Consider the following 22,016-nt stretch of genomic DNA (forward strand, 5'->3'; position numbering starts at 1 on the left):
TCTAGCGGTCCACTCCCCCCATGACGGGGTCGATCGATGCGACGGCCGCGATGACGTCGGCGACCATTCCGCCCTCGGCCATCGCCGGCGCGGCCTGCAGGTTGGTGAACGACGGGTCGCGGAAGTGCACGCGGTAGGGGCGGGTGCCGCCGTCGCTCACCACGTGCGCGCCGAGCTCGCCGCGCGGCGACTCGATCGCCGCGTACGCCTGGCCCGCCGGAACGCGGAAGCCCTCGGTCACCAGCTTGAAGTGGTGGATGAGGGCCTCCATCGAGGTGCCCATGATGTGCGCGATGTGGCGGGGCGAGTTGCCCATCCCGTCGGCGCCGATGGCCAGCTGCGCCGGCCAGCCGATCTTCTTGTCCTCGACCATCACCGGGCCCTTGACCGTCTGCAGCCGCTCCACGCACTGCTCGACGATCTTCAGGGACTCCTCCATCTCGGCCATCCGGACGAGGTAACGGCCGTAGACGTCGCAGGTGTCCTGCGTGTGCACGTCGAAGTCGTAGGTCTCGTAACCGCAGTAGGGCTGCGACTTGCGCAGGTCCCACGGGATGCCGGTGGCGCGCAGGACCGGGCCGGTGATGCCCAGGGCCATGCAGCCGGTGAGGTCCAGGTGCGCGATCTCCTGCGTGCGCAGCTTGTAGACCTTGTTGTCGTCCATCAGCTTGCGGAGCGCCTGGAAGCGCTTCGGCATCCGGTCGAGGTAGTCGCGCAGCTTGCTCATCGCGCCGCTCGGCAGGTCCTGCGCGACGCCGCCCGGACGGACGTAGGCCATGTTCATCCGCAGGCCGGCGATCTCCTCGAACAGGTCGAGGGTGTACTCGCGCTCGATGAAGCCGTTCAGCATGACCGTGGTCGCGCCGAGCTCCAGGCCGAACGTGGCGATCGCCACCAGATGCGAGGAGATCCGGTTGAGCTCCATCATCATCACGCGGATGATCTCGGCCCGCTCGGGGATCTGGTCGGTGATGCCGAGCAGCTTCTCCACGCCGAGGCAGTACGCCGTCTCGTTGAAGATCGGCGCCAGGTAGTCCATCCGGGTGCAGAACGTGGTGCCCTGCGTCCAGGTGCGGAACTCCATGTTCTTCTCGATGCCGGTGTGCAGGTAGCCGATGCCGACCCGGCACTCGGTGACCGTCTCGCCGTCCAGCGTCAGGATGAGGCGGAGCACGCCGTGCGTGGACGGGTGCTGCGGCCCCATGTTGACGACCAGGCGCTCGTCGCCGTTGTCGCGCGCCTCGGCGACGACCCGGTCCCAGTCCTGCCCGCCGACGTCGAAGACCTTGCCCTCGGCCGCCTCTTCGGCGGCGTACGCGTCGTACTCGGTGTACTTGGCACTGCTCATTGGCTCGCTCCGCTCGCCGGCTCGCCGCCGTCTTCTCGCGACGGCTTCCCTCGTCGCAGGCTCCTCAGTCCAGCCGCCGCGCGGCGGCTCGCGGGGCTCACGTGTACGACCTCCGCTCGTCCGGCGGCGGAACCTCTGCGCCGCGGTACTCGACGGGGATGCCGCCGAGGGGGTAGTCCTTGCGCTGCGGATGGCCGACCCAGTCGTCGGGCATCTCGATCCGGGTGAGGGCCGGGTGGCCGTCGAACACGATCCCGAAGAAGTCGAAGGTCTCGCGCTCGTGCCAGTCGTTGGTCGGGTAGACCGAGACCACCGACGGGATGTGCGGGTCGGCGTCCGGCGCCGTCACCTCGAGCCGGACGCGCCGGTTGTGGGTGATCGACAGCAGGTGGTAGACGGCGTGCAGCTCGGCGCCCTCGTCCTGGAGGTAGTGCACGCCGGACACGCCGGTGCACATCTCGAAGCGCAGCGTCGGCTCGTCGCGCATCTTGGTGGCGACCTCGACCAGCCGCTCGCGCTTGACGTAGAACGTCAGCTCGCCGCGGTGCACGACCACGCGCTCGATGGCGTCGTCGAAGCCCGGCAGCGTGCGCTCGAGCTCGTCGGCGATCTCGTCGTAGGCGCCGGCCTCGGCCGCGCCGTCGGGACCGCCGTACGGGCGCGGCGCCGACACCTTGGGCGACTGCCGGACGATCAGCCCGCCGTAGCCGGAGGTGTCGCCGGTGGTCTTGGCGCCGAACATGCCCATGCGGGCGACCGGCTGCTCCTGGCGCTCCTCTTCCGAGTGCGCCGGCAGCTGATCCGCGGCCTGTTCGGCCTTCTGCTCAGGGTGCTGGGACGACATGCGTTCAGGCCCCCTGTCCGAGCAGCGGGAGCTGGCGGCGCTTGGCCTCTTCGAGCTCGGCGATCTGCTTCTTGCGCTGCGGGCCGAGCTTGGTGTTCTGGATCTTGTCGTGCAGCTTCAGGATCGCGTCCAGCAGCATCTCCGGCCGCGGCGGGCAGCCGGGCAGGTAGATGTCCACCGGAACGATGTGGTCCACGCCCTGCACGATCGCGTAGTTGTTGAACATGCCGCCCGACGAGGCGCACACGCCCATCGCGATGACCCACTTGGGCTCGGTCATCTGGTCGTAGATCTGGCGCAGCACCGGGGCCATCTTCTGGCTCACCCGGCCCGCGACGATCATCAGGTCGGCCTGGCGCGGCGTCGCCGAGGCACGCTCCATCCCCCACCGGGAGAAGTCGTGCCGCGGGTCGCCCGCGGCCATCATCTCGATGGCGCAGCACGCGAGGCCGAACGTCGCCGGCCACACCGAACTCTTACGCGCCCACCCCGCGACCTGCTCGACCGTCGTCAGCAGGAAGCCGCTGGGGAGTTTCTCTTCAAGTCCCATTTAGTCCCACTCCAGACCACCGCGACGCCAGATGTAGGCGTACGCAACGAGCACGGTCAGGATGAAGATGACCATCTCCACCAAACCGAAAATCCCCAGGTGGTCGAAGGCGACCGCCCAGGGGTACAGAAAGATGATCTCAATGTCGAAGACGATGAACAGCATCGCCGTCAGGTAGTACTTCACAGGGAAGCGGCCACCGCCCACGGGCTGCGGCGTCGGCTCGATGCCGCACTCGTAGGCGTCCAGCCGCGCACGGTTCCACCGCTTCGGGCCCGTCATCGAGGCCATCGCCACCGAGCCCGCCGCGAACGCGAAGGCGAGCACCCCTAGCACGATGATCGGAATATAGAGATCCATCGTCTCTAAAGCCTCTCCTCGGTTCGTACGACGTTGTACGGGGCGCGCCCCGGCCCCCGTCCGGGGGCCGTCACGGAACGCGCCTCGGTGGCTTGACCACTCTCGTGACGTCCATCACGAATACGGGTCGCCACCTTAGCCAAGGTGATCAATAGCACTCCCCTCGGGGGGTCGGATCTAAGCGGCGGGAGCCACCTTCTGCATGGCGTTGATAACGCGGTCCATCGCGTCACCGCCCTTGGGATCGGTGAGATTCGCCAAAAGCTTGAGCGTGAAACGCATCAACGTGGGGTGCGGCAGGCCGTGCGTGGTGAGGAACTTCATCACCCGTGGGTCGCCGATGGCCTGAACGAAGACGCGCGCGAGGGTGAAGTAGCCCCCGTGCTCGTCCTTCAGGATGCGCGGGTACTCGTACAGGGTCCGCTCGCGCTGGGCGGGGGTCCGCCGCGCGAGGGCCTGAACGATGATGTCGGCGGCCAGGTGGCCCGACTCGAGGGCGTAGTCGATGCCCTCGCCGTTGAACGGGTTGACCATGCCGCCGGCGTCGCCGACCAGGAGCATGCCGCGGGTGTAGTGGGGCTGCCGGTTGAAGCCCATGGGCAGCGCCGCGCCGCGGATCGGGCTGGTCGCGTGCTCCTCGTCGAACTGCCAGTCCTCGGGCATGTTGGCGCACCAGCGCTTCAGCATGCCGCGGTAGTCGACGTCCTTGAACGCCTTGCTGGTGTTGAGCAGCCCCAGCCCGACGTTGCAGGTGCCGTCGGCCACGGGGAAGACCCACCCGTAACCGGGCAGAAGCCGTTCGCCGTCCCACAGCTCCAGCCAGGCTTCCATGTAGTCGTCGGTGTAGCGCGGCGACTCGAAGTAGCGCCGGACGGCCACGCCCATCGGCCGGTCCTCGCGCCGCCGTACGTCCATCGCCGTGGAGAGCCGGGAGGAGACTCCGTCGCAGGCCACCGTCAGCGGCGCACGGAACTCCACCTCCTCGCCCTCGAACTTGGCGGTGACCCCAGTGATGCGATCCGTCCGCTCATCAAGGATCGGCCCCTGCACGTTGCAGCCCTGCAAAAGCTTGGCGCCCGCCTTCACGGCGTGCTCCGCAAGGAGCCCATCGAAGTCCATGCGCGTGCGCACGAGCCCGAAGTCGGGGAAGCTCGCCAGCTCGGGCCAGGGCAGCTCGATCTTCACGCCGCCGCCGTAGATGCGCAGGCCCTTGTTGCGGGCCCACCCCTCGCCGTCGATGTCGACGCCCATGCTGACCAGCGCCCGGACGGCCCGAGGCGTGAGTCCGTCGCCGCAGATCTTATCCCGCGGGAACGTCGCCTTCTCCAAAAGCAGCACGTCCAGGCCGGCCTGGGCCAGCCAGTAGGCGGTCGCCGACCCGGCAGGGCCGGCCCCGACGACGATCACGTCCGCGTGTCGGGTGGAGTCGGTCACAGCGTTCCTCGCTAGTTCGTTCGCTTGTGAAGTACTTCACAAGGATCCGGGTGGAGTCTATTCCTTCTGGGCGGCCTGTGGGTACCTCTCCGACACCCCTGATTTGGACCGGTCCCAATCGAACCGACCGGCAGGCCCGCTTCTTGATTTATCCGGGATTGACCGCATGGTGCATCGCGACCACCCCGAAGGTCAGGTTGCGCCAGCGCACCTTGCCCCAGCCGGCGCGCTGAATCCGCCCCGCCAATTCCTCCTGCCCAGGCCAAGCCAGCGTCGACTCGGCCAGGTAGCGATAAGAATCAGGGTTGGAACTGACCCGCGCCAGCATCGGCAGCCCGTACCGCAGATGGGCCTTGTGCCCCATCGCGAGCAGGCCGTTCGGCGGATGGCTGACCTCGCACACCAGAAGCCGCCCGCCCGGAGCCGTGACCCGCCGCAGCTCCCGCAGCGCCAGATCCGTATCCGCAACGTTACGAAGCCCGAACGAAATGGTCACCGCATCAAACGAACCGTCCCCAAACGGCAGCTTCAACGCATCCCCGGCAACGAACCGCAAGCCCGCCACACCGGCCTGCCGCTTCACCCCGACACGCAACATCCCCAAGGAGAAGTCGCACGCCACGGTCTCCGCGCCCGCCTCCGCGAACGGCACCGACGACGTCCCCGTACCCGCCGCCAGATCCAGCACCCGCTCACCCGGCTTGGCGTCCACGGCCTTCACGACCTCGTGCCGCCACCGCCGGTCCTGCGCGCCGGTCATCAGCGTGTTGAGCAGGTCATAACGCTCGGCGGTGCGGTCGAACATCGCAGCGACGTCCGCGGGCTGCTTGTCCAGTGAGGCGCGAGTCATGCCCCCAGCCTAAAAGCACCCGCCAAGGCCGCTAACCACCGCCCACACCAAAGGCGGACGGCGTTACAGCGACTGAACGTTCAGCCCGCAGGCGCAGCGCTCACAATTGCCTACGGACAGTGAGATCGTGGGCGGATGGGTTCAGCGATCCCCTCCGTCCGCTGGCGCCGGATCGGCTCGGCGCTTCGTTCCCTCCGAGAGGCCCGCGGGCTGACCATCAGCACGGTCGCCCGCCGGTACGGCCGGTCCACCGGCTGGTTCAGCACGTTGGAGAACGGCCTGCACACCATCGACACGTGGGAGCTCACCGACCTGCTCGATTTCTACGAAGTCCCCACCGACGACCCACTTCACGAAAGCCTGGTCTACCTCTCAGCCCGCGGCCGAGGTGGTCGATGGCAACGCCCCTGGGAAGGTCGCGTCTCAGCCGCCGCGCTCGACCTACTGAGCCTGGAGCAAGACACCAATCTCATTCGTGACTTCCACGCGAGCATCATCCCTGGCCTCCTTCAGGACGAGCCGTATGTCAAGGCGCTCATGGAAGGCGGATTGGACAGTCCAGGGCGCGACAATGATGCCCTGGTGAGCTTTCGCCTGGAGAGACAGAAGATCCTCGCCAAAGCTGAGGCGCCTCGATACGAGGCGGTCATTGGCGAATCCGCACTCCGTCAGCACATCGGAGGAGTCAGCGTGCTGCGCGCACAGCTCCGCAGCCTGTCTGACAAGATTCAGGCCCCTCACACAAGTATTCGCGTTCTCCCGCACACGGCCAGCATCGACTTGGGGCTGTCAGCCCCCTTCCACATGCTCCAACTTCGGCCGCCGGGACGACTGACGGTTGTTTTGGCTGACGCTTACACCCAGGGCACGTTCATAGAGAGCGAATCTGACGTAGCCAGGTTCAACAGAATCTTCGACCACCTCCGTCGTGCGACGCTGGATGAATCAGCCTCGCTGGAGTTCGTCGAAGGGATACTGTCGGGCGCATGAGCACACCCGACCTGACCGGTGCAAAGTGGCGCAAGAGCAGCCACAGCGGCTCCAATGAAGGCGACTGCGTAGAGGTCACATCCTGGCGTAAGAGCAGCCACAGCGGTCCCTACGAGGACGAGTGCGTCGAGGTGGCCAGCACGGATCAGCTGATCCTGTTCCGTGACTCCAAGGACCCCGACGGGCCCGTGCTGTCCGTGGGGTCGGACTCGTGGCGTCGGCTTCTTAACAGCATCAAGCGGGCCGACCGCTAGGGCCGACCCGCCTGAGGTGCTTGGTTCTACTTGGTGATGCTGCGCTTGATGCGCGCCACGTTGTTGCTGGTGACCGGGTCCTTGGTCGCCGACCGGGCGATCACGACGAAGGTCCGGGAGCCGCTCTTGGCGCCCTTCACCACGGTCACGTTCATCGTGATGGTGACCTTGCCGCCCGCCTTGAGGTTCGGGATCGTGCACTTGATCCCGTTCTTGAAGCGCTTGCAGCCACGGACCGACTTGAACGTCATGCCCTTGGGCAGCGCGCCCGTCACGACCACGTTCTTAGCGGCGTTCGGGCCCTTGTTGGTGACGACCAGCGCATAGGTGCCGGTCCGGCCCTTCCGCAGCGCACTCGCCTTCCCCGTGATCGCCACATTCGCCTTCGGCGGAGCGGGCGGCGGGGTGGGCTGGGCGACGGTCGCGCTCGAGACGACGGTGTTGTCGGCCGGAACCGCGTCGTAAAGGTCGGACTTGGCGTGAGCCTGGGCGTCCAAGCGCCGCCCGAACGGGACGTCGGCGTCGACCCTGGCGTCGACCTTGAACGACTTGGCGCCGTTGACGGCCAGGTCGCCGAGGTCGCATGTCACGTCGGAGCCCTGGACGGCGCAGCCGATCGGCGCGTCCTTGAAGCTCACACCGCCGGGCAACCTGAGCGCGACCTTGCCGTTCGTGGCGGCAAGACCACCGCGGTTGGCGGCCTTGACCTCGTAGCTGATCCAATTGTTCCGCTTCACGCTCTGCGGACCGCTCAACGTGACGCCGAGGTCCGCGGCCGACCCGACGGTGAACTGGGCCTGGGCGCTGTTGCCCGCCTGGTCCGGATCCGATGCCTGCCTGCCGGACACCTTGGTGGTCAGGCCGACCGTGCCCGGCAGGGCGTGCGGATCGACCCGGGCCTGGATCTTGATGACCTTGGTGGCTCCAGACGGGAGCGCATCGTTGGTGAGGCATGCCGTACGCCCGGGGAGCTGGGTGCAGAAACCACCGAAGCCGTTCATGTCCAGCATGGACAGCTTGGGTCCCGTGAACGCCGTGCTGATCTCGATGCTGGGAGCGGCATCAGGGCCGGCGTTGTGGACCGTCGCCTGGTAGGTCACGGTCTCGCCGGGCAGGGCCGTGGAGGTGGGCCCGGCGAGCGTGACGCCGAGGTCGGAGACCGGGTCGGCCTCGGTGTGGGCCAGCGCGTAGGCGGTGGGGGTCAAGACGGTGGCCGCGAGGACGGCGCTCGCAATGACGGCAGACCTCTTCACAAGGGTCCCTCTCAACAATGATCTAGGGCCCTGGAGTCAGGGCCGGCGAGTGATCATATTGAGCGGGACGTCCAGTAGGCACTGGTCAGGGTGAGTTTGTCCCCATGCGGACGATCAACATCGACATGACAACCTGACGATGATCTCGCGCGTCAGGCGTCTTCCTTGGTGCGCATCTGCTCGAACTTCTTGCGGCGGGACGTCCAGCCCTTGGTGACGGCGGAGGACATGGCGTCCCGCTGGCCGGAGAGGAGGACGAAGCTGATGATGCCGCTGATGAGCAGCGCGAGCAGGAGCAGCAGCACGCCGCGCGCACCGAAGAGCGCGAGGAGGGCGCCGGTGGCGATGAAGATGCCCACCCGCGCGGCGGTGTAGAAGAAAACGGATCGCATGACAGGACCGAGACTACCCCTGCCCTCGCGATGCGACAGGCCGCCCCCGTTTGGGAACGTGTGTGTTCATCTGAGGCCCTATGATCACGTGGATCCGCTTGAGATCGGAGGCCGTGCATGGAGGCCTTGCTGGCCACGGATCCGAGTGAGGTCGGGCCGTACCGGCTTGAGGGCAGGCTTGGCATCGGCGGGCAGGGGACGGTTTATCTGGGGCGTTCTGGGACCCAGAAGGTCGCCGTCAAAGTGCTGCATCCGCATCTGATCGCTCATGCGGAGGCGCGGGCCCGGTTCCTGGCCGAGGTCGAGGTCGCCAAGCAGGTTGTTCCGTTCTGTACGGCGCAGGTGCTCGACAGCGGGGTCGCGGATGAGCAGCCCTATCTGGTGAGCGAATTTGTGGACGGGCCTTCGTTGCACGCGTCGGTGAAGAAGTCTGGGCCGCGCGGGTCGGCTGCGTTGCAGCGGCTGGCCATTAATACGGCGGTGGCGCTGGCCGGGATTCACCAGGCCGGTGTCGTGCATCGGGACTTCAAGCCGGGCAACGTGCTGCTCGGTCCTGATGGTCCGGTGGTCATCGACTTCGGGATCGCAAAGGCCTTGGACGAGAGCAGGTCGTTCGGGACCAGCCAGCCGGTGGGGACGCCTGCATATATGGCGCCTGAGCAGTTTTCTCGGGAGGACATCAGTCCGGCCGCTGATCTGTTCGCGTGGGCAGCGACGATGGTCTACGCCGCGACAGGGAAGCGGGCGTTCGGAGGTAAGTCGGAGTCGGCGATCATGCACGGGATCCTGCATGACGAGCCCGATCTGGACGCTCTGGAGGAGCCGCTTCGGTCGGTGGTGCGGGATTGCCTGGCCAAGAATCCGGCAGAACGTCCTGCCGCGGCGGAGGTCGTGGAGAGGCTGCGCGGGTCATCGGCCGAGCCGGCGGTCGTGGTGGCTGAGAAGACCACATCCCTGCGTCGCAGGGGTGGTCTGTTGGCGGCCGGGTTCCTCGCGCTGGTCGTGGGGATCGGCTACGCCATTGGCACGTCGGGCGATGAGGGAGGGCACTCGGCGAGTGCGCAGAGTCCGTCACCCTCGGGCACGACTAGTTCTGCGGTGCAAACGACATCATCGCCCGGCCACCCTTCGGCTCCGAAGGGTGATCAGAACTCGTCGAGTCCCGCGAGTGGGGCGAATCCGGTTGAATCGCCGAGCGGCGGATCTGAGCCGAAGCACAAACCCTCCCCGAAGGCATCGGGCGGTGGGAGCAAGCCCGCGTCGCGCACAAAGACGCTTGGAACGTTCACATTCTTCGACGTGAACAACTACTGCAGGGCGAACGGCTATCAGCAGGTCATGGAAGAGAGTGACCACTATTCCTGCATCAACGCCGACCAGCGCACCACCCGCGTCGACAACTCCTCGGTCTGCCGCTGGAAGTACCCGGGGCACAGCGGCACCTATGCGGACGGGGAGACCTGCAAGTCGCGTTAGCGGAGCGCGTCGAGGAAGAGCGCCGGGTCGACGTTCCCGCCAGAAAGGACCGAGACGTAGGTGCGACCCTCGGGGAGCTCGTTCCGGCGGTAAAGGTAGGCGGCCGTGGCGGCGGCCCCGCTCGGCTCGGCGATGAGGCGGGTCTCGCGGGCCAGGCGGCGCATGGACAGGAGGATCTCGTCCTCGCTGACGGTGACGATGTCGTCCACGTACTCCTGGATGTGGGCGAACGGCAGGTCGCCGACGCGCTGGACGCGCAGGCCGTCGGCGATCGTCCGGCCGGTCCGTTCGGCCGACCAGGCGACCGGCTCGCCGGCGCGCAGCGACTCGCGGGCGTCGGCGGCGAGCTCGGGCTCCACGCCGATGACCTTGGCCTCCGGGCGCAGGGCCTTGACCGCGGTCGCGACGCCGGAGATCAGGCCGCCGCCGCTGATCGGGACCAGGACCACGTCCACGTCGGGGCGGTCCTGGACGATCTCGAGACCGACCGTGCCCTGCCCGGCGATGATCGCGGGGTCGTCGAACGGCGGGACGATGGTGAAGCCGTGCGCCGCCGCGAGTTTCTCCGCGGTCTCGACGCGCGCCTCCATCGTGGGCTCCACGTACACGATCTCGGCGCCGAGCGCGATGCACGCGTCGACCTTCACTCCGGGGGTCGTATGCGGGATGACGAGCACCACGGGAATGCCGAGCGCGCGTGCCGTATAGGCGACCGCCTGTGCGTGATTACCGCTCGAATGCGCGACGACACCGCGCTTACGCCGTTCCTCGGGCAAGGCCGAGATGGCGGCGTACGCGCCGCGCACTTTGAACGCCCCGATGGGCTGCAGCGACTCGGCCTTCACCAGCAGCGGCGGATCGCTCAACGGAAAGGGCACCAAGGGGGTCCGCACGGCGACTCCGGTCAGTCGCTCGGCGGCTCGCTCGATGTCACCGAGTGGCACAAGATCCGTCATCCTCCCAACCTATGGCTTGTCCACTCGGGCTGATAACGGGCGGTACCGACCGGTACGCAGTGCGACCTCAGAGATCCACGTGACGCAAGTGTCCAATGCCACGTTTACTTCCCGTTATTTCGCCAGTTCGCTTGATTACTTAGCGTGATGTTTTGCGAAAACAAGGGAGAAATCGGTCTTGACCCGCCACACTAGGAAACAGTCCACCCGCAACCAGAGCGGGACAAAGGGGGAGAGAAAACGTGGAGAGCACGAGCGAGCGCCTGCTGACCCCCGGAGAGGTCGCCGCCCTCTTCCGGGTCGATCCGAAGACCGTGACGCGCTGGGCCGCGGCCGGACGGATCAGCAGCATCCGCACTCCCGGAGGCCACCGGCGCTTCCGCGAGTCCGAAGTGCACGCACTGCTGCGCGGGGAAGAGCCTGTCGCCGAGCACGTTCGCTGACCGGCACCAAGCTTCCCCGCCGGCAGGCGGTTTCCTCCACCGCCTCACCGGCCTGAACCTGGACTGAGCCCCGGCTGAACGCCCAGGGCCCACATCGCAAGACCCGCGGGTCGCCTGCACACGGATCATTCTTCGGTCCTGCCGGCCTTCCATTCCTCGAACTGCCTGAGCAGGTCCTCGTCTCCGTCACGCCAGCCCTGGCGCTTCTCCTCGAGCTCCTCCTCGGTCAGCGACTGCTCGTAGAGCCGGTCGTAGTCGGGATCGCCGGGCCGGACCTCCACGTACGCCTGGGCGATGATCCGTCCCTCGTCCGTGCCCTCGTCGGGGTCGAGCAGGACGCTCTGGGGCACCCGGAGCGTTCCGTCCGGTAGCCGGATCACGTACATCGTCGATCACCTTCGGTGCGTCAGATTCCGTACCTGCGGTTGAAGAAGAGCATGACATCGAGTGCGGCGCGAATGTTGCCGGCGAGCATATCGACCAAAGCGGGGCGTTGCCGGGCGGAAATGGCCGCGAACGCGTCCGCGAAGAACTCCCGGCGGCCCAGATCGTGCGGCTGCCGGTGGAAGTCGCTGGCCAGATAGGGCAGGCACTGCTCGTACAGCGCCCGGAACGCCGGGCTGTCGGACTGCCAGCCGTTGCCCTCGCCGTCGATGTCGTCGAGCGCGTGCCCGACCTCGTGCATCATCACGTCGGGCGTCGGCGACGGCCGGTCGCCCACCACGATCTTGCGGTCGCCGTACGCGCCCGCGCAGATGTCCCAGGTGGCGCGGCCGGACGGCAGCGGCCGGTCGCGCAGGTGGCCCATGTCGTCGAGCTGCGGTACGCCGCCGGGCCCGACGTAGATGCCGTCGAGGCCGGTCGCCAGCTTCTCCTTGAGCCGCGGGGGCAGGGCGGCCAGGCTGTCGACGGCGCGGACGACCTCGGCGCTCGGCGGGCCGAGGCGCGCGTCCCACTGCCGGTGAAGGATGTTCTCCAGCAACCCGCAGTGCCGCCGCCCGTCGATCGAGCGGACGTCGGGCGGATGCGGCTCGGCGCGCAGCGGCGGCTCCTCCTCGAGCTCGAAGTCGCGCCAGGAGTAGCCGGCAGGCCTGGTGTCGGTCCGGCGCCCACCGGGACGCCTCGGGGCCGGAGCCGCGTCCACGGCCTGCCCGGCGCCCGCGTCCGCCCGTACCGCGAAGTCGTCGTCCCGGCCGGCCTTGCGGAACCTGCCGAACCGGTCGCGCGGTTGGTTGCTGCGGGGACGCACGTGCCGGGTCTCCGGCCGCTGCTGCCCGGACTCGGGCGGAGAGGACGCGTAGGAGGACGCGTCCCTCAGCTCCCGGGGCTTGCGATGGATGCCTTTGAAGCGCATCAGGCTCCTCTGTCAGCGGGCCCCCCGAGTGCATCAAGCGACAGGGCCCCCGAGGCAGAGTAAGCCGCGACACGACTTCCCGTCATCCCCGTGCGTCACGGTCCGGCCTCAGGCGCGACAGTTCTCCCTGGCCTAGGCGTAAGAGTGCAGCCCCGAGAACATGTAGTTCACGCCGAAGAAGTTGAAGAGGAGCGCGGCGAAGGCGAGCAGCGACAGGATCGCGGCCTTGCGGCCCTTCCAGCCGGCCGTGGCCCGCGCGTGCAGGTAGGCGGCGTAGATGATCCAGGTGACGAACGACCAGATCTCCTTGGGGTCCCAGCCCCAGTAGCGGCCCCAGGCCTCGTCGGCCCAGATGGCGCCCATGATGATGGCGGCCGTCCAGATCGGGAACGCGAACATCGTGACGCGCAGCGCCAGCTTGTCGAGGTCCTCGGAGGAGGGGATGCGGGACAGGACGCCGGTGCCGGTCTCGTTGGCGGCCTCGTAGCGGGCCTTGAGGAAGTAGAGGATCGTGGCCGAGCCCGCGACGGTGAACGCGCCGGTCGCGATGATGGCGGCGGTCACGTGGATGGCGATCCAGTACGAGTTGAGCGCGGCGGTCACCGGGCCGCCGGCCGCCTCGTACAGCCAGATGTTGGCCACGCCGAGCGCGATCACCGCGGCGATCATCACGAAGGCGCCGAGGAAGCGGGCCTTGTAGCGGAACATCACGATCAGGAAGGCGGTCACCGCGGCGAACGAGATCGCGTTGAGGAACTCGTACATGTTCCCCCACGGCCAGCGGTGGGCGGAGAGCCCGCGGGTCAGCAGCACACCGAGCTGCGCGCCCCAGCCGAGCACGTTCAGCACGATCGCCAGCCGCGCCCAGTCGATCTCGCGGCGACCGGAGTACGCGAAGTCGGACTCCTCGGAGTCGTCCGCGACGGCCGCTGCGGCCGCGGCCTCGTCCTTGACGACGCCGGCGTCCGACCCGTCCGAGGCCACCAGGACCTTGGCCTCGGCCTCAACGGACTCCGTGGCCGTGGCCCCGGCTTCGGCCGTGGCCGCGCGGCGGCGCTGCCCGAAGCCCAGGTCCGCCGCGTACGCGACCATGGCGACGATGTAGAGCACGACGGTGCTCAGCATGAGCTTGTCGCTCAGTTCGGCGAGGTCGGCAGTGCTCACCCTCGTCACTCCTCAGCTTTGGCAGGTTCGGCCGGGCTTTCGGGCCCGTCGTGCTCCGGGTCGTCGGACCCGTTCTCATCGGGCTTCTCGTCGGACGGGCTTGCGGGCCCGTCCGCGTCCGGGCCGCGCAGGTCGGCCACGATGTCGTCGAACTCTGAGGTCGCGTTGCCCAGGGTCAGCCCGCCGACCTCCACCACGGTACGCCCGCCCTTTCCGGCGCTCGCACGGACCCACACCCTACGGCGGCGGATCATGAACGAGGTGGCCACGCCCAGCACCGCCAGGATGGCCGCGAACAGGGCGGGGAAGCGTCCGGGGTCGTGGTTGACCGACAGGCTCGTCCACTGCTTGAGCCCGTCGAAGGTGATGGAGCCCTCGCCGTCGGGGAGCTTCAGCGTCTCGCCCTGCATGAGGACCTTCTGGCCCTTCTTGCCGAGCGGCTGGACGGTCTTGCCGATGCCCTCGATCTTGTAGACCGACTGCGGCTGACCCGAGTCCAGGCCGAGGTCGCCCTTGAACGAGGCGATGGTGATGGCGGGCCGGAGCGCCCCCGGGAACGCCGAGGCGAGCCTGCCGTCCTGGGTGGTCACCGCCGTCGGGAAGAGGATCCCGTAGAAGGCCAGCTGGTCCGGCTCGGCGTCGGGGACCTTGATGACGCCCTCGGAGGTGAGGTTGCGCGGCTCCATCGTCAGGAACGGCACCGAGCCCTTGAAGGCGATGTCGCCCTTGCCGTCGCGGACGGTGAACTGCGGCGAGTAGCCGTGCCCCAGCAGGTAGACCTTGGCGCCGCCGACCTTGAGCGGGTGGTTGACCTTGAGGTCGGCCGTCTTCTCCGGCCCGGACGGGGAGTCGCGGTAGTGCACTCGGGCGCCGAAGTCGGTGGCCAGGCCGCGCTTCTCGCCGCCGGTCTCGTACTTCACGGTGAACTTGTCGATCTTGACCGAGAACGGCGCGAGGTCGCCGGAGTTGAAGGACCGGCCCGGGTTGAACTGGTCGTAGCGCGAGAGCGAGTTCACGAACGTGTCGCCCTCGGTGACCAGCACGTTCCCCCGGTAACCGAACAGGGAGCCGGAGCCGAGCGCGAACAGCAGCGCCAGCAGGGCCAGGTGGAAGAGCAGGTTGCCGGTCTCCCCCAGGTAGCCCTTCTCCGCGGCGACCGCCGTACCGCCGGTGTCGACGCGGAAGCGGCGTCCCTTGAGGAGCTTGCGGGCCTCCTCCAGCACCGTGTCAGGGGCCTCGTCGGTCTCGTACGACGCGGACTGCGGCAGGCGGCCCAGGTTGCGCGGCGCGGCCGGGGGCCGGGCCCGCATCGCCTGGTAGTGCTTGCCCGCGCGCGGGATGACGCACCCCGCCAGCGACACGAACAGCAGGATGTAGATGGCCGCGAACCAGGGCGCGCCGAACACGTCGAACAGCGAGAACTTGTCCAGCCAGGGCGCCGCCGTCTTGTGGTCGACGTAGTACTGGGCGACCTTCTCCGGCGCCTGCCCGCGCTGCGGCAGGATCGACCCCGGTACGGCACCGAGCGCCGTCAGGAACAGCAGGATCAGCGCCGTGCGCATGGTCGTGAGCTGCCGCCAGCCCCAGCGCAGCCAGCCGATGGGGCCGATGCCCTTGGGCCGGGGCGCGTCCAGGAGTGCCTGCCGTTCGGGCGGCGCGGCGGTGCCCGGCTCGACTTCGGGCTCCACACCCTCGCCGTCGGCCTCGGCGGACGTGCCGGGTTCGACGCCCGTGTCGGTGTCGCTCATCTCAAATCACCGTCTCGAAGCCGCCGATCCACGACTTCAGCTCGATCGTCAGGTCGCCCCAGAGGCCGGTCACCAGCAGCACGCCGATCGCGACGAGCATGCCCCCGCCGATCCGCATGACCAGCGCGTAGTGGCGCTTGACCGCGCCGAAGGCCCCCAGCGCCCGCCGGTAGGCCAGCGCCGTCACCACGAACGGCAGCCCGAGGCCGAGGCAGTACACAAGGGACAATAGTGCGCCCCGGCCGGCGCTCGCCTCGCTCACCGACATCGCCTGGACGGCACCGAGCGTCGGGCCGATGCAGGGCGTCCAGCCGAGCCCGAACAGCACGCCGAGCAGCGGCGCCCCGGCGAGGCCGGCGGCGGGCAGCCGCCCGGACTTCATGGTGCGCTGCAGGCCCGGGATGAAGCCCATGAACGCGAGCCCGAACACGATGGTGATCGCGCCCAGCGTCCGCGTGATGGGGTCCTGGTACTCCAGCAGCCACCGGCCGAGCCCGCCGAAGACGACACCCATGCTGACGAAGACCACGGTGAAGCCCGCGATGAACAGCACCGCGCCGAGCAGCAGCCGTCCCCGCCGTTCCTCGGCCAGGTCGGCGCCGCTCATGCCGGTCACGTACGACAGGTAGCCGGGCACCAGCGGCAGCACGCACGGTGAGACGAACGACACCAGCCCCGCCAGGGCGGCCAGCGGCGCCGCCATCAGCAGGGATCCGCTGGTGACGGTCTGGTCGACACTGGCCAGGACGATCACGACTGCGCCGCTACGCCTTCTCGGCCGCGATCTTGGCGACCAGCGGGCTGAGCTTGGAGTAGGTCGTGGAGCCCACGATGCGCGCCGCGACCCGGCCCTGCCGGTCGAGGATCAGCGTGCTCGGGATGGCGTTCGGCGGAACGTCGCGGAAGGCCAGCGTGATCTGGCCGTCGTCGTCGAACAGGCTCGGGTAGGTGATCTTGAACTTGCGCTCGAACGCCCTGAGCCCGTCCTTGTTGTCCTTGAACCCGACGCCGACGAGCTCCACGCCCTTGGCCTTGTTCTCGGTGTAGACCTGCTCCAGGGACGGGGCCTCGCCGCGGCAGGGCGCGCACCACGACGCCCAGAAGTTCACGATGGTGACCTTGCCCTTGAGGTCGGAGAGCTTCAGCTGCTTGCCGTCCAGGGTCTCGCCGCCGGCCTGCGGGGCGGCCTTGCGCTCCCCGGCCTTGACCTCCTGGATGTTCCCGTCGCCCGCGATGAACCGGTTGTCGCTGCCCGCCGGACCGCCCGCCGAGGACGTTCCCGCGCAGCCTGCGGCCAGCCCGGCGACCACGAAGGCGCCCACGGCGATCGCGCCGGTTTTCCCTGGGGAGACACGGGGGCTCAACGGACCCTCCTACAACTACAGCTTGTAGTACTCAATCTAGTGGCAGGGTCAGGCACCGGCGACACTGGGCCCCTTGGCGATGCCCTCGGCGGGCTCGTTGTAGGAGACCTCGACCAGCCTGCTGCCCTCGAACGTGAGGCTGGTGACGCTGGCCAGCCCGCACTCGCGCTTCACCGGATGGTGCCACAGCCTGCGGTGTTCGGCCCGCAGCCGGAGGATCCAGATCGGCAGCTGGTGGCTCACGCAGACCGCCTCGTGCCCGGTGGCCGCGTCGCGGGCCCGGATCACCGCGGACCGCATCCGGTCGGCGATCTGCTTGTAGGGCTCACCCCAGGAGGGCCGGAACGGGTTGACCAGGTAACGCCAGTGCTCGGGTCGCTTGAGCGAACCCTTCCCGACCCCGAAGGTCATGCCCTCGAAGTGGTTGTCGGCCTCGATCAGCCGATCGTCCACCGTCACGGGCAGGTCGAACTGGTCGGCCAAGGGGGCCGCCGTCTCCAGGGCCCGCTGCATCGGCGAGGAGAACAGCGCGGTCACATCCCGTTCGGCGAACCATCTGGCCGCCGCCTTGGCCATGAGGACCCCGTCCTCACTCAGCCGGTAGCCGGGCAGCCGCCCGTACAGAACGCCCTCGGGATTGTGCACCTCACCGTGCCGCAGCAGGTGAACGATCGTTTTGTCAGCAGTCATGGCGTCGTCAGGTTACCCGCGTCCCTTAACCGTTCCGGCCGCGCCCCTCCCGGCTCTGTCGGCCATGCCGGGTCCGGCTCAGGTCCAGGCGAAGCGGTCGAGGAACGCCCGGGAGCCGGTGGCGTACTCCTCGAAGGCCTGCTGGACCTCGGGTAGCGCGGAGACGTCCGTTCTGGAGAGCGTGCCCGCGACGCTGTCCTTGTACTCCAGCTCGTATCCCCCGGCCTCGGGCGATACCTGGATGAAGTGCTGCCCGAAGACCACCAGCGCGGCGAACGGGTTCTGAGGCGAGATCCGTTCCAGGGCGTCCCGTACGAGCCCAAGGTCGGGATCAACGACCTGCATCCCGTCCCCCGTATGCAGCTGCATCTCCCTGGAGGCCCCCAGCGGCCCCAGGTTGAGAACCAGCTCCCGGTCCACGTCGTAGCAGGTCAGCTCGTACGCCCGCGCCAGCCCATAAACCAGCGCCGAGACCTCATCGGCCTGCTCGTCCGCCATCCGCACCACAGCACGCCCATTGACGCTCACGTCCAAGCCCGGGGCCCGTTCAGCCAGATCCTTGGCGAACGCAGCCACACCCGCATGCGGAGCAGCCTTCTCGGACGCCGCGAGGGCCTCCTCCCGCGTCACCGGGACGGCCTCATGCCAGACGACCAGCTCGTACGTCATGCCCCCATGAAATCAGTGCCGCGCCGAAATCAACGCCCCCGCGAGATCAGTGCCCCCGCGAGATCAGTGCCGCGCCGCGGCCACGCCAGCGGCGATCCGCTGCGCGGCCACGTCCAACGCGGCCTTGGTGATGTGGGTGTCGCTCATCGCCTCGACGTACCAGTAGGTGAGCGCGGCCGTGCACGTCGACGCCCGGGCCCACGGCATCACGCACGAGATCGAGGAGGGCACGCCCTTGGCGTCCATGGTCGCCACGGTGACCGCCACATAGGGGGAAGGCGGCATCGGCGTCGGCTTGTCAGCCGCCTCCCCAGCGACCATCGCCCGTACTCCGGGTACACCGCTCGGGAAGCTCTGCCTCCTCGGCAGCGCGTCGGCCTTCACACACTCCCGGGTCTGAGGGGCCTCCGGAAAGTAGTAGCAGGTCCCGGTGGCGATGCTCCCCAGCGTGAACGGGAACGACCTGCGGACATAGCGTCCGGAGCCGCCGATCTCCGAGCCTCCGCCGCCGTTGCCGCTCGACTGCGAACACCGCTGGCCGGCCGGCCCGATCAGGTGCTCGCCCTTCCCGAACTGGTAGACCGCGGCCCCCTGCGGCAGCTTCACCTGGGACGGCAGCCGGACGGGGACCGGCGTCCCCTTCGGCGTCTGGTTCTCCCCGGTGGGCCCGGTCACGGGGCACTGGCTCACGGCCGCCGCCAAGACCACCGACCGGGTGGGTGTCGGCCGCGGTTTCGGCTCGGCCTTCACCGTCTGCTGAACGGCCACGGCGCCGCCCGTCACCACGACCACCGCCGCACCGCCCACGACGATCTTCCCGGCCGTGGTGGCCAGCAACGCCTTGGCCCCGCCGGCCGCCGCGGTCTCCCCCGCCGCGCCCGCCGCACCCGCGACCCCGGCCGCACCCGGTACGGCGAGCCCGGCCAGCGGGAAGAGCGCCGCCAGGGCGACCGCCGCACCGGCCAGCCGGCGGATCCCGCGCGTCTCCCAGTCCGGCCCATAGGTCTCCCGGGCGACCTGTTCCAGCCCCTGGACGAAGGCCGCCGCCCCTGCGGGACGCTCGGCGGGATCCTTGGCCAAGCCGGCGGCCACCAGCTCCCGCAGGGGCTCGGGAACGCCGTCCGTCGGCACGGGCGCGTTCAGATGCGCGTTCATCAAGGCGGCCTGGCCGTCACCCTGGAACGGCCGCCTGCCCGTGACGCACTCGACGAAGACGCATGTGGCCGCGTAGACGTCCGTGGCCGGAGTCGCGGGCTGCCGAGACCACTGTTCGGGGGCCATGTAGACCGGCGTCCCGGCCCCGCCGGCCTCCCCGGTCGGCGTCGCGATCCCGAAGTCGATGAGCTTGCTGCACCCGTTCGCGGGCACGACCACGTTCGCGGGCTTGTAGTCGCGATGAACGACCCCGAGCGCGTGCGCGGCGGCCAGCCCGAGCAGGGACCCCTTCAGAACGGCCAGCGAGGCCTCGGGCCCCAACGCTCCGTACCGTTCCAGGATCTCCTTGAGCGAGACCCCGTCGACCGCCTCCATGACGATCGCGGCACCCTCGGGCACCTCCACGAGCCGGAACAGCCGTGCGATGTGCGGGCTGTCGGCCTGCCCCAGCATGCGGGCCTCATGCCGCAGCCGCTCACGGTCGCGTTCGTCGGCCCCGAGCAGGTACTTGATCGCGACCGGCGTCCCGGATTCCCGGTGGCGTGCAAGCACCACTCGCCCCTGTGCGCCCGAGCCCAGGGAGCGAACCTCCTGGAATTCAGGGATCCGCCATTCCGCCACAAGACCCCCTATATCCGATGATCTGGACGAAGGTAGCCGATCTCCGTCTCCGAGGGCCGATCACTCCGCAGGGCGCACTTCAGGCAGGAGAGACGTACATCAGGCAGGAGAGGCGTACATCAGGCGGAGGCTGCCTCTGCAGCGGCGGGCGCGGCCTTTGCGGGAGCGGGGGCGCCCCCGGGAGCAGCGCCCCCTGCGGGGGCGGCTTCGGCGGGGGCGGCGTTGCGGAAGGCTTCCAGGGCGGCGCGGATGGCTGGGCGGCGGGCGGCTTCTTCGCGCCAGACGGCGTAGACCCTGCGGGCCAGGGGGGTCTTCAGGCTGACGACGCGGACGCCTTCGGGGACGTCGCAGCGGCCCAGGCGGGGAAGGATCGTGTTGCCGAGGCCGGCGGCCACCAGGGCCAGCTGGGTGGCGAACTCGTAGGCCATGTGGTCGATGCGGGGTTCGGCATCGATGGAACGCAGGGTGTGGGTCAGCCAGTCACAGCAGATGCTGCCCGGAGTGGAGCTGATCCAGGGGTCCCCGGCGAGTTCCTTGAGTTCTACCTCGCTGGATGCGGCGAGGGGATGGGCGGCGGGAAGGGCCACGTCCGCTACGTCGAAGCCGATGGTGCCCTTGAGGAGGCCGTCGGGGATGGGCAGGGGCTCGTTGTTCCAGTCCTGCACGATGGCCATGTCCAGGTCGCCCCGCAGCACGCGGGGGATGCTCTGCAGGGGGTCCTCTTCCTGTGTGAGGACCCGGAGCTCGGGATGGAGCTCGCGGAGTTGGCTGAGGGAGGCGGGCAGGAGGCCTCGGATGGCGGTGGGGAACGCGGCGACGGTGAGTTCGCCCACTACCGCGCCCTTGTGGGCCTCCAGGTCGGCCTGCGCGCGTTCGACCAGCGACAGGATGCGGTCGGCGTGGGTGACCAGGAGTTCGGCGGCGTCGGTGAGGCGGACGCCGCGGCCGTTGCGCTCGAGGAGCTTCTGGCCGGTCTCGCGTTCCAGCTTGGCCAGCTGCTGGGAGACCGCCGAGGTGGTCACGTGGAGGACGTCGGCGGCCGCGCTGACCGAGCCGTACGTGGAGACCGCGTGCAGGGCCCGCAGGCGTTCCAAATCGAGCATGAAGCAACTCTAAAGCGAGCTGTCAACTAATTCTAGATTGTCCTTAATCGAGCGGGCGGTGACCATGGTCCCATGTCACCGCGCCACGTGCTCCTGGCCGTTCTCATCGCCGCCATCTGGGGATTCAACTTCGTTCCGATCAAGGTGGGGCTGGAGGCCTTCCCGCCGCTGCTGTTCGCCTCCCTGCGGTTCGTGGTCTCGGCGCTGCCCGCGGTGTTCTTCATCCGCCGTCCGCCGGTCGCCTGGAAATGGATCCTGATGATCGGGCTGGCGATCGGCGTCGGCCAGTTCGGGCTGCTGTTCATCGGGATGCGGCAGGGCATGCCCGCCGGCCTGTCCTCGGTGGTCCTGCAGACCTCGGCGCTGTTCACCGTCCTGATCGCCGCCGGGCTGCTGCGCGAACGGCCGCGACCGGCGCAGCTGGCCGGGATGGCCGTCGCGTTCACCGGCGTGACCCTGATCGGCGTGGACTTCGGGCACGGCAGCCCGATCCTGGCGTTCCTGCTGTGCATCGGCGCCGCCGCCTCGTGGGGGCTCGGCAACGTGCTCATGCGCAAGATGAACCAGTCGACCGACGAGCCCGTGGACGCGTTCGGCTTCATGGTCTGGATGTCGCTGGTGCCGCCGATCCCGATGCTGGCACTGTCGCTGATCTTCGAGGGCCCCTCGCAGGACTGGCACGCGGTCACCCACATCCCGCTGTCCGGCGCCACGTCGCTCCTCTACATCGCCTACCTGTCCACGCTGGTCGGCTTCGGCACCTGGGGCTGGCTCATGCGGCGCTACGAGGCGGGCACGGTCGCCATGTACTCGCTGCTCGTCCCGCCGTTCGGGATCGTGGCGGCGGTCGTGGTGCTGAACGAGCACGTCAGCGCGCTGCGGCTCTTCGCGGCCGCGCTCATCGTCGGCGGGGTCGCCCTCGGCAGCCTGCGCCGCCGCGCCGTCACGGCGCCCGACCCCCTGGTGCCCGCTCCGGCACCGGCACCGGCCAAGTGATC

At 68.8% G+C, this 22,016-nt stretch carries 24 protein-coding genes; 5 read left to right on the top strand and 19 right to left on the bottom strand.

Annotated features, from left to right (window positions below; genetic code table 11):
* Window position 1: 1 nt before the first annotated feature.
* From J4573_RS30460 to J4573_RS30485, 6 genes are all read right to left on the bottom strand, one after another.
* A complete protein-coding gene (locus tag J4573_RS30460) occupies window positions 2-1,348 on the bottom strand; it encodes an NADH-quinone oxidoreductase subunit D (RefSeq protein WP_208259345.1) in 1,347 nt (448 codons plus the stop codon).
* Window positions 1,349-1,445: 97 nt separating this feature from the next.
* Window positions 1,446-2,192 (bottom strand): NADH-quinone oxidoreductase subunit C, encoded by a 747-nt coding sequence (locus J4573_RS30465; RefSeq protein ID WP_208259346.1) that lies wholly within the window; start codon window positions 2,190-2,192, stop codon window positions 1,446-1,448.
* A 4-nt stretch (window positions 2,193-2,196) separates the two neighbouring features.
* A complete protein-coding gene (locus J4573_RS30470) occupies window positions 2,197-2,742 on the bottom strand; it encodes a NuoB/complex I 20 kDa subunit family protein (protein ID WP_208259347.1) in 546 nt (181 codons plus the stop codon).
* Window positions 2,743-3,102, bottom strand: a complete 360-nt coding sequence (locus J4573_RS30475) for an NADH-quinone oxidoreductase subunit A (protein ID WP_208259348.1) — start codon at window positions 3,100-3,102, stop codon at window positions 2,743-2,745. It lies immediately after the preceding gene.
* Window positions 3,103-3,279: 177 nt separating this feature from the next.
* The gene (locus J4573_RS30480; protein ID WP_208259349.1) at window positions 3,280-4,536 is read right to left on the bottom strand and encodes a geranylgeranyl reductase family protein; all 1,257 of its coding nucleotides are present in this window, start codon (window positions 4,534-4,536) and stop codon (window positions 3,280-3,282) included.
* Window positions 4,537-4,684: 148 nt separating this feature from the next.
* Complete coding sequence (locus tag J4573_RS30485; RefSeq protein ID WP_208259350.1) at window positions 4,685-5,386, bottom strand: demethylmenaquinone methyltransferase; 702 nt, start codon at window positions 5,384-5,386, stop codon at window positions 4,685-4,687.
* 135 nt (window positions 5,387-5,521) lie between these two features.
* Between J4573_RS30485 and J4573_RS30490 the strand changes: the two genes are divergently transcribed.
* A complete protein-coding gene (locus J4573_RS30490; RefSeq protein ID WP_208259351.1) occupies window positions 5,522-6,376 on the top strand; it encodes a helix-turn-helix domain-containing protein in 855 nt (284 codons plus the stop codon).
* Window positions 6,373-6,630, top strand: a complete 258-nt coding sequence (locus J4573_RS30495) for a DUF397 domain-containing protein (protein WP_208259352.1) — start codon at window positions 6,373-6,375, stop codon at window positions 6,628-6,630. The genes J4573_RS30490 and J4573_RS30495 overlap by 4 nt, the downstream gene beginning before the upstream one ends.
* A 26-nt stretch (window positions 6,631-6,656) precedes the next feature.
* Here J4573_RS30495 and J4573_RS30500 read toward each other — a convergent pair whose 3' ends face one another.
* Together J4573_RS30500 and J4573_RS30505 are read right to left on the bottom strand one after the other, a co-directional pair.
* Window positions 6,657-7,883: a COG1361 family protein gene (locus tag J4573_RS30500; protein WP_208259353.1), complete on the bottom strand. Its 1,227-nt coding sequence runs from the start codon at window positions 7,881-7,883 to the stop codon at window positions 6,657-6,659.
* A gap of 152 nt (window positions 7,884-8,035) precedes the next feature.
* The gene (locus J4573_RS30505; RefSeq protein WP_208259354.1) at window positions 8,036-8,275 is read right to left on the bottom strand and encodes a DUF4229 domain-containing protein; all 240 of its coding nucleotides are present in this window, start codon (window positions 8,273-8,275) and stop codon (window positions 8,036-8,038) included.
* Window positions 8,276-8,392: 117 nt separating this feature from the next.
* Here J4573_RS30505 and J4573_RS30510 point away from each other — a divergent pair, with 117 nt between their 5' ends.
* Window positions 8,393-9,751, top strand: a complete 1,359-nt coding sequence (locus J4573_RS30510; RefSeq protein ID WP_208259355.1) for a serine/threonine protein kinase — start codon at window positions 8,393-8,395, stop codon at window positions 9,749-9,751.
* Here the strand turns inward: J4573_RS30510 and J4573_RS30515 are convergent.
* On the bottom strand, window positions 9,748-10,707 hold the full coding sequence (locus J4573_RS30515; protein ID WP_208259356.1) for a threonine ammonia-lyase: 960 nt from the start codon (window positions 10,705-10,707) through the stop codon (window positions 9,748-9,750). The two genes, J4573_RS30510 and J4573_RS30515, sit on opposite strands and share 4 nt — an antisense overlap.
* A 242-nt stretch (window positions 10,708-10,949) precedes the next feature.
* On the opposite strand from J4573_RS30515, the gene J4573_RS30520 reads away from it, so the two are divergent.
* Window positions 10,950-11,150, top strand: coding sequence for a BldC family transcriptional regulator (locus J4573_RS30520; RefSeq protein WP_151559136.1), 201 nt, complete (start codon window positions 10,950-10,952; stop codon window positions 11,148-11,150).
* Window positions 11,151-11,275: 125 nt separating this feature from the next.
* Here the strand turns inward: J4573_RS30520 and J4573_RS30525 are convergent, their stop codons facing one another.
* From J4573_RS30525 to J4573_RS30570, 10 genes are all read right to left on the bottom strand, one after another.
* Window positions 11,276-11,536 (bottom strand): hypothetical protein, encoded by a 261-nt coding sequence (locus J4573_RS30525; RefSeq protein WP_208259357.1) that lies wholly within the window; start codon window positions 11,534-11,536, stop codon window positions 11,276-11,278.
* 20 nt (window positions 11,537-11,556) lie between these two features.
* Complete coding sequence (locus tag J4573_RS30530; protein WP_208259358.1) at window positions 11,557-12,504, bottom strand: hypothetical protein; 948 nt, start codon at window positions 12,502-12,504, stop codon at window positions 11,557-11,559.
* Window positions 12,505-12,636: 132 nt separating this feature from the next.
* A complete protein-coding gene (gene ccsB, locus J4573_RS30535) occupies window positions 12,637-13,668 on the bottom strand; it encodes a c-type cytochrome biogenesis protein CcsB (protein ID WP_307797020.1) in 1,032 nt (343 codons plus the stop codon).
* Window positions 13,669-13,673: 5 nt separating this feature from the next.
* Window positions 13,674-15,416, bottom strand: a complete 1,743-nt coding sequence (gene resB, locus J4573_RS30540; RefSeq protein WP_208259359.1) for a cytochrome c biogenesis protein ResB — start codon at window positions 15,414-15,416, stop codon at window positions 13,674-13,676.
* 1 nt (window position 15,417) lies between these two features.
* The gene (locus J4573_RS30545) at window positions 15,418-16,119 is read right to left on the bottom strand and encodes a cytochrome c biogenesis CcdA family protein (RefSeq protein WP_208259557.1); all 702 of its coding nucleotides are present in this window, start codon (window positions 16,117-16,119) and stop codon (window positions 15,418-15,420) included.
* Window positions 16,120-16,180: 61 nt separating this feature from the next.
* Window positions 16,181-16,780, bottom strand: coding sequence for a TlpA family protein disulfide reductase (locus J4573_RS30550; RefSeq protein ID WP_243773818.1), 600 nt, complete (start codon window positions 16,778-16,780; stop codon window positions 16,181-16,183).
* A gap of 48 nt (window positions 16,781-16,828) precedes the next feature.
* A complete protein-coding gene (locus J4573_RS30555; RefSeq protein WP_208259360.1) occupies window positions 16,829-17,470 on the bottom strand; it encodes a histidine phosphatase family protein in 642 nt (213 codons plus the stop codon).
* Between the two features lie 78 nt (window positions 17,471-17,548).
* Entirely contained in the window at window positions 17,549-18,139 is a 591-nt protein-coding gene (locus J4573_RS30560) for a hypothetical protein (RefSeq protein WP_208259361.1), read from the bottom strand.
* A gap of 63 nt (window positions 18,140-18,202) precedes the next feature.
* Window positions 18,203-19,915 carry a serine/threonine-protein kinase gene (locus J4573_RS30565; protein WP_208259362.1) on the bottom strand — a complete coding sequence of 571 codons (1,713 nt, stop codon included), beginning with the start codon at window positions 19,913-19,915 and terminating at the stop codon, window positions 18,203-18,205.
* 119 nt (window positions 19,916-20,034) lie between these two features.
* Entirely contained in the window at window positions 20,035-21,018 is a 984-nt protein-coding gene (locus tag J4573_RS30570; RefSeq protein ID WP_208259363.1) for a LysR family transcriptional regulator, read from the bottom strand.
* A 72-nt stretch (window positions 21,019-21,090) separates the two neighbouring features.
* Between J4573_RS30570 and J4573_RS30575 the strand changes: the two genes are divergently transcribed.
* On the top strand, window positions 21,091-22,014 hold the full coding sequence (locus J4573_RS30575; protein WP_208259364.1) for an EamA family transporter: 924 nt from the start codon (window positions 21,091-21,093) through the stop codon (window positions 22,012-22,014).
* Window positions 22,015-22,016 lie beyond the last annotated feature (2 nt).

The sequence above is a fragment of the Actinomadura barringtoniae genome (assembly GCF_017573505.1).
In the GTDB taxonomy this organism is placed as follows: Bacteria; Actinomycetota; Actinomycetes; order Streptosporangiales; family Streptosporangiaceae; genus Spirillospora; species Spirillospora barringtoniae.

Coding starts and splice junctions, on each gene's coding strand:
- J4573_RS30460 (WP_208259345.1), bottom strand. CDS start 1,348: ATGAGCAGTGCCAAGTACACCGAGTACGACGCGTACGCCGCCGAAGAG.
- J4573_RS30465 (WP_208259346.1), bottom strand. CDS start 2,192: ATGTCGTCCCAGCACCCTGAGCAGAAGGCCGAACAGGCCGCGGATCAG.
- J4573_RS30470 (WP_208259347.1), bottom strand. CDS start 2,742: ATGGGACTTGAAGAGAAACTCCCCAGCGGCTTCCTGCTGACGACGGTC.
- J4573_RS30475 (WP_208259348.1), bottom strand. CDS start 3,102: ATGGATCTCTATATTCCGATCATCGTGCTAGGGGTGCTCGCCTTCGCG.
- J4573_RS30485 (WP_208259350.1), bottom strand. CDS start 5,386: ATGACTCGCGCCTCACTGGACAAGCAGCCCGCGGACGTCGCTGCGATG.
- J4573_RS30490 (WP_208259351.1), top strand. CDS start 5,522: ATGGGTTCAGCGATCCCCTCCGTCCGCTGGCGCCGGATCGGCTCGGCG.
- J4573_RS30495 (WP_208259352.1), top strand. CDS start 6,373: ATGAGCACACCCGACCTGACCGGTGCAAAGTGGCGCAAGAGCAGCCAC.
- J4573_RS30505 (WP_208259354.1), bottom strand. CDS start 8,275: ATGCGATCCGTTTTCTTCTACACCGCCGCGCGGGTGGGCATCTTCATC.
- J4573_RS30510 (WP_208259355.1), top strand. CDS start 8,393: ATGGAGGCCTTGCTGGCCACGGATCCGAGTGAGGTCGGGCCGTACCGG.
- J4573_RS30515 (WP_208259356.1), bottom strand. CDS start 10,707: ATGACGGATCTTGTGCCACTCGGTGACATCGAGCGAGCCGCCGAGCGA.
- J4573_RS30525 (WP_208259357.1), bottom strand. CDS start 11,536: ATGTACGTGATCCGGCTACCGGACGGAACGCTCCGGGTGCCCCAGAGC.
- J4573_RS30530 (WP_208259358.1), bottom strand. CDS start 12,504: ATGCGCTTCAAAGGCATCCATCGCAAGCCCCGGGAGCTGAGGGACGCG.
- resB (WP_208259359.1), bottom strand. CDS start 15,416: ATGAGCGACACCGACACGGGCGTCGAACCCGGCACGTCCGCCGAGGCC.
- J4573_RS30545 (WP_208259557.1), bottom strand. CDS start 16,119: ATGGCGGCGCCGCTGGCCGCCCTGGCGGGGCTGGTGTCGTTCGTCTCA.
- J4573_RS30555 (WP_208259360.1), bottom strand. CDS start 17,470: ATGACTGCTGACAAAACGATCGTTCACCTGCTGCGGCACGGTGAGGTG.
- J4573_RS30560 (WP_208259361.1), bottom strand. CDS start 18,139: ATGACGTACGAGCTGGTCGTCTGGCATGAGGCCGTCCCGGTGACGCGG.
- J4573_RS30570 (WP_208259363.1), bottom strand. CDS start 21,018: ATGCTCGATTTGGAACGCCTGCGGGCCCTGCACGCGGTCTCCACGTAC.
- J4573_RS30575 (WP_208259364.1), top strand. CDS start 21,091: ATGTCACCGCGCCACGTGCTCCTGGCCGTTCTCATCGCCGCCATCTGG.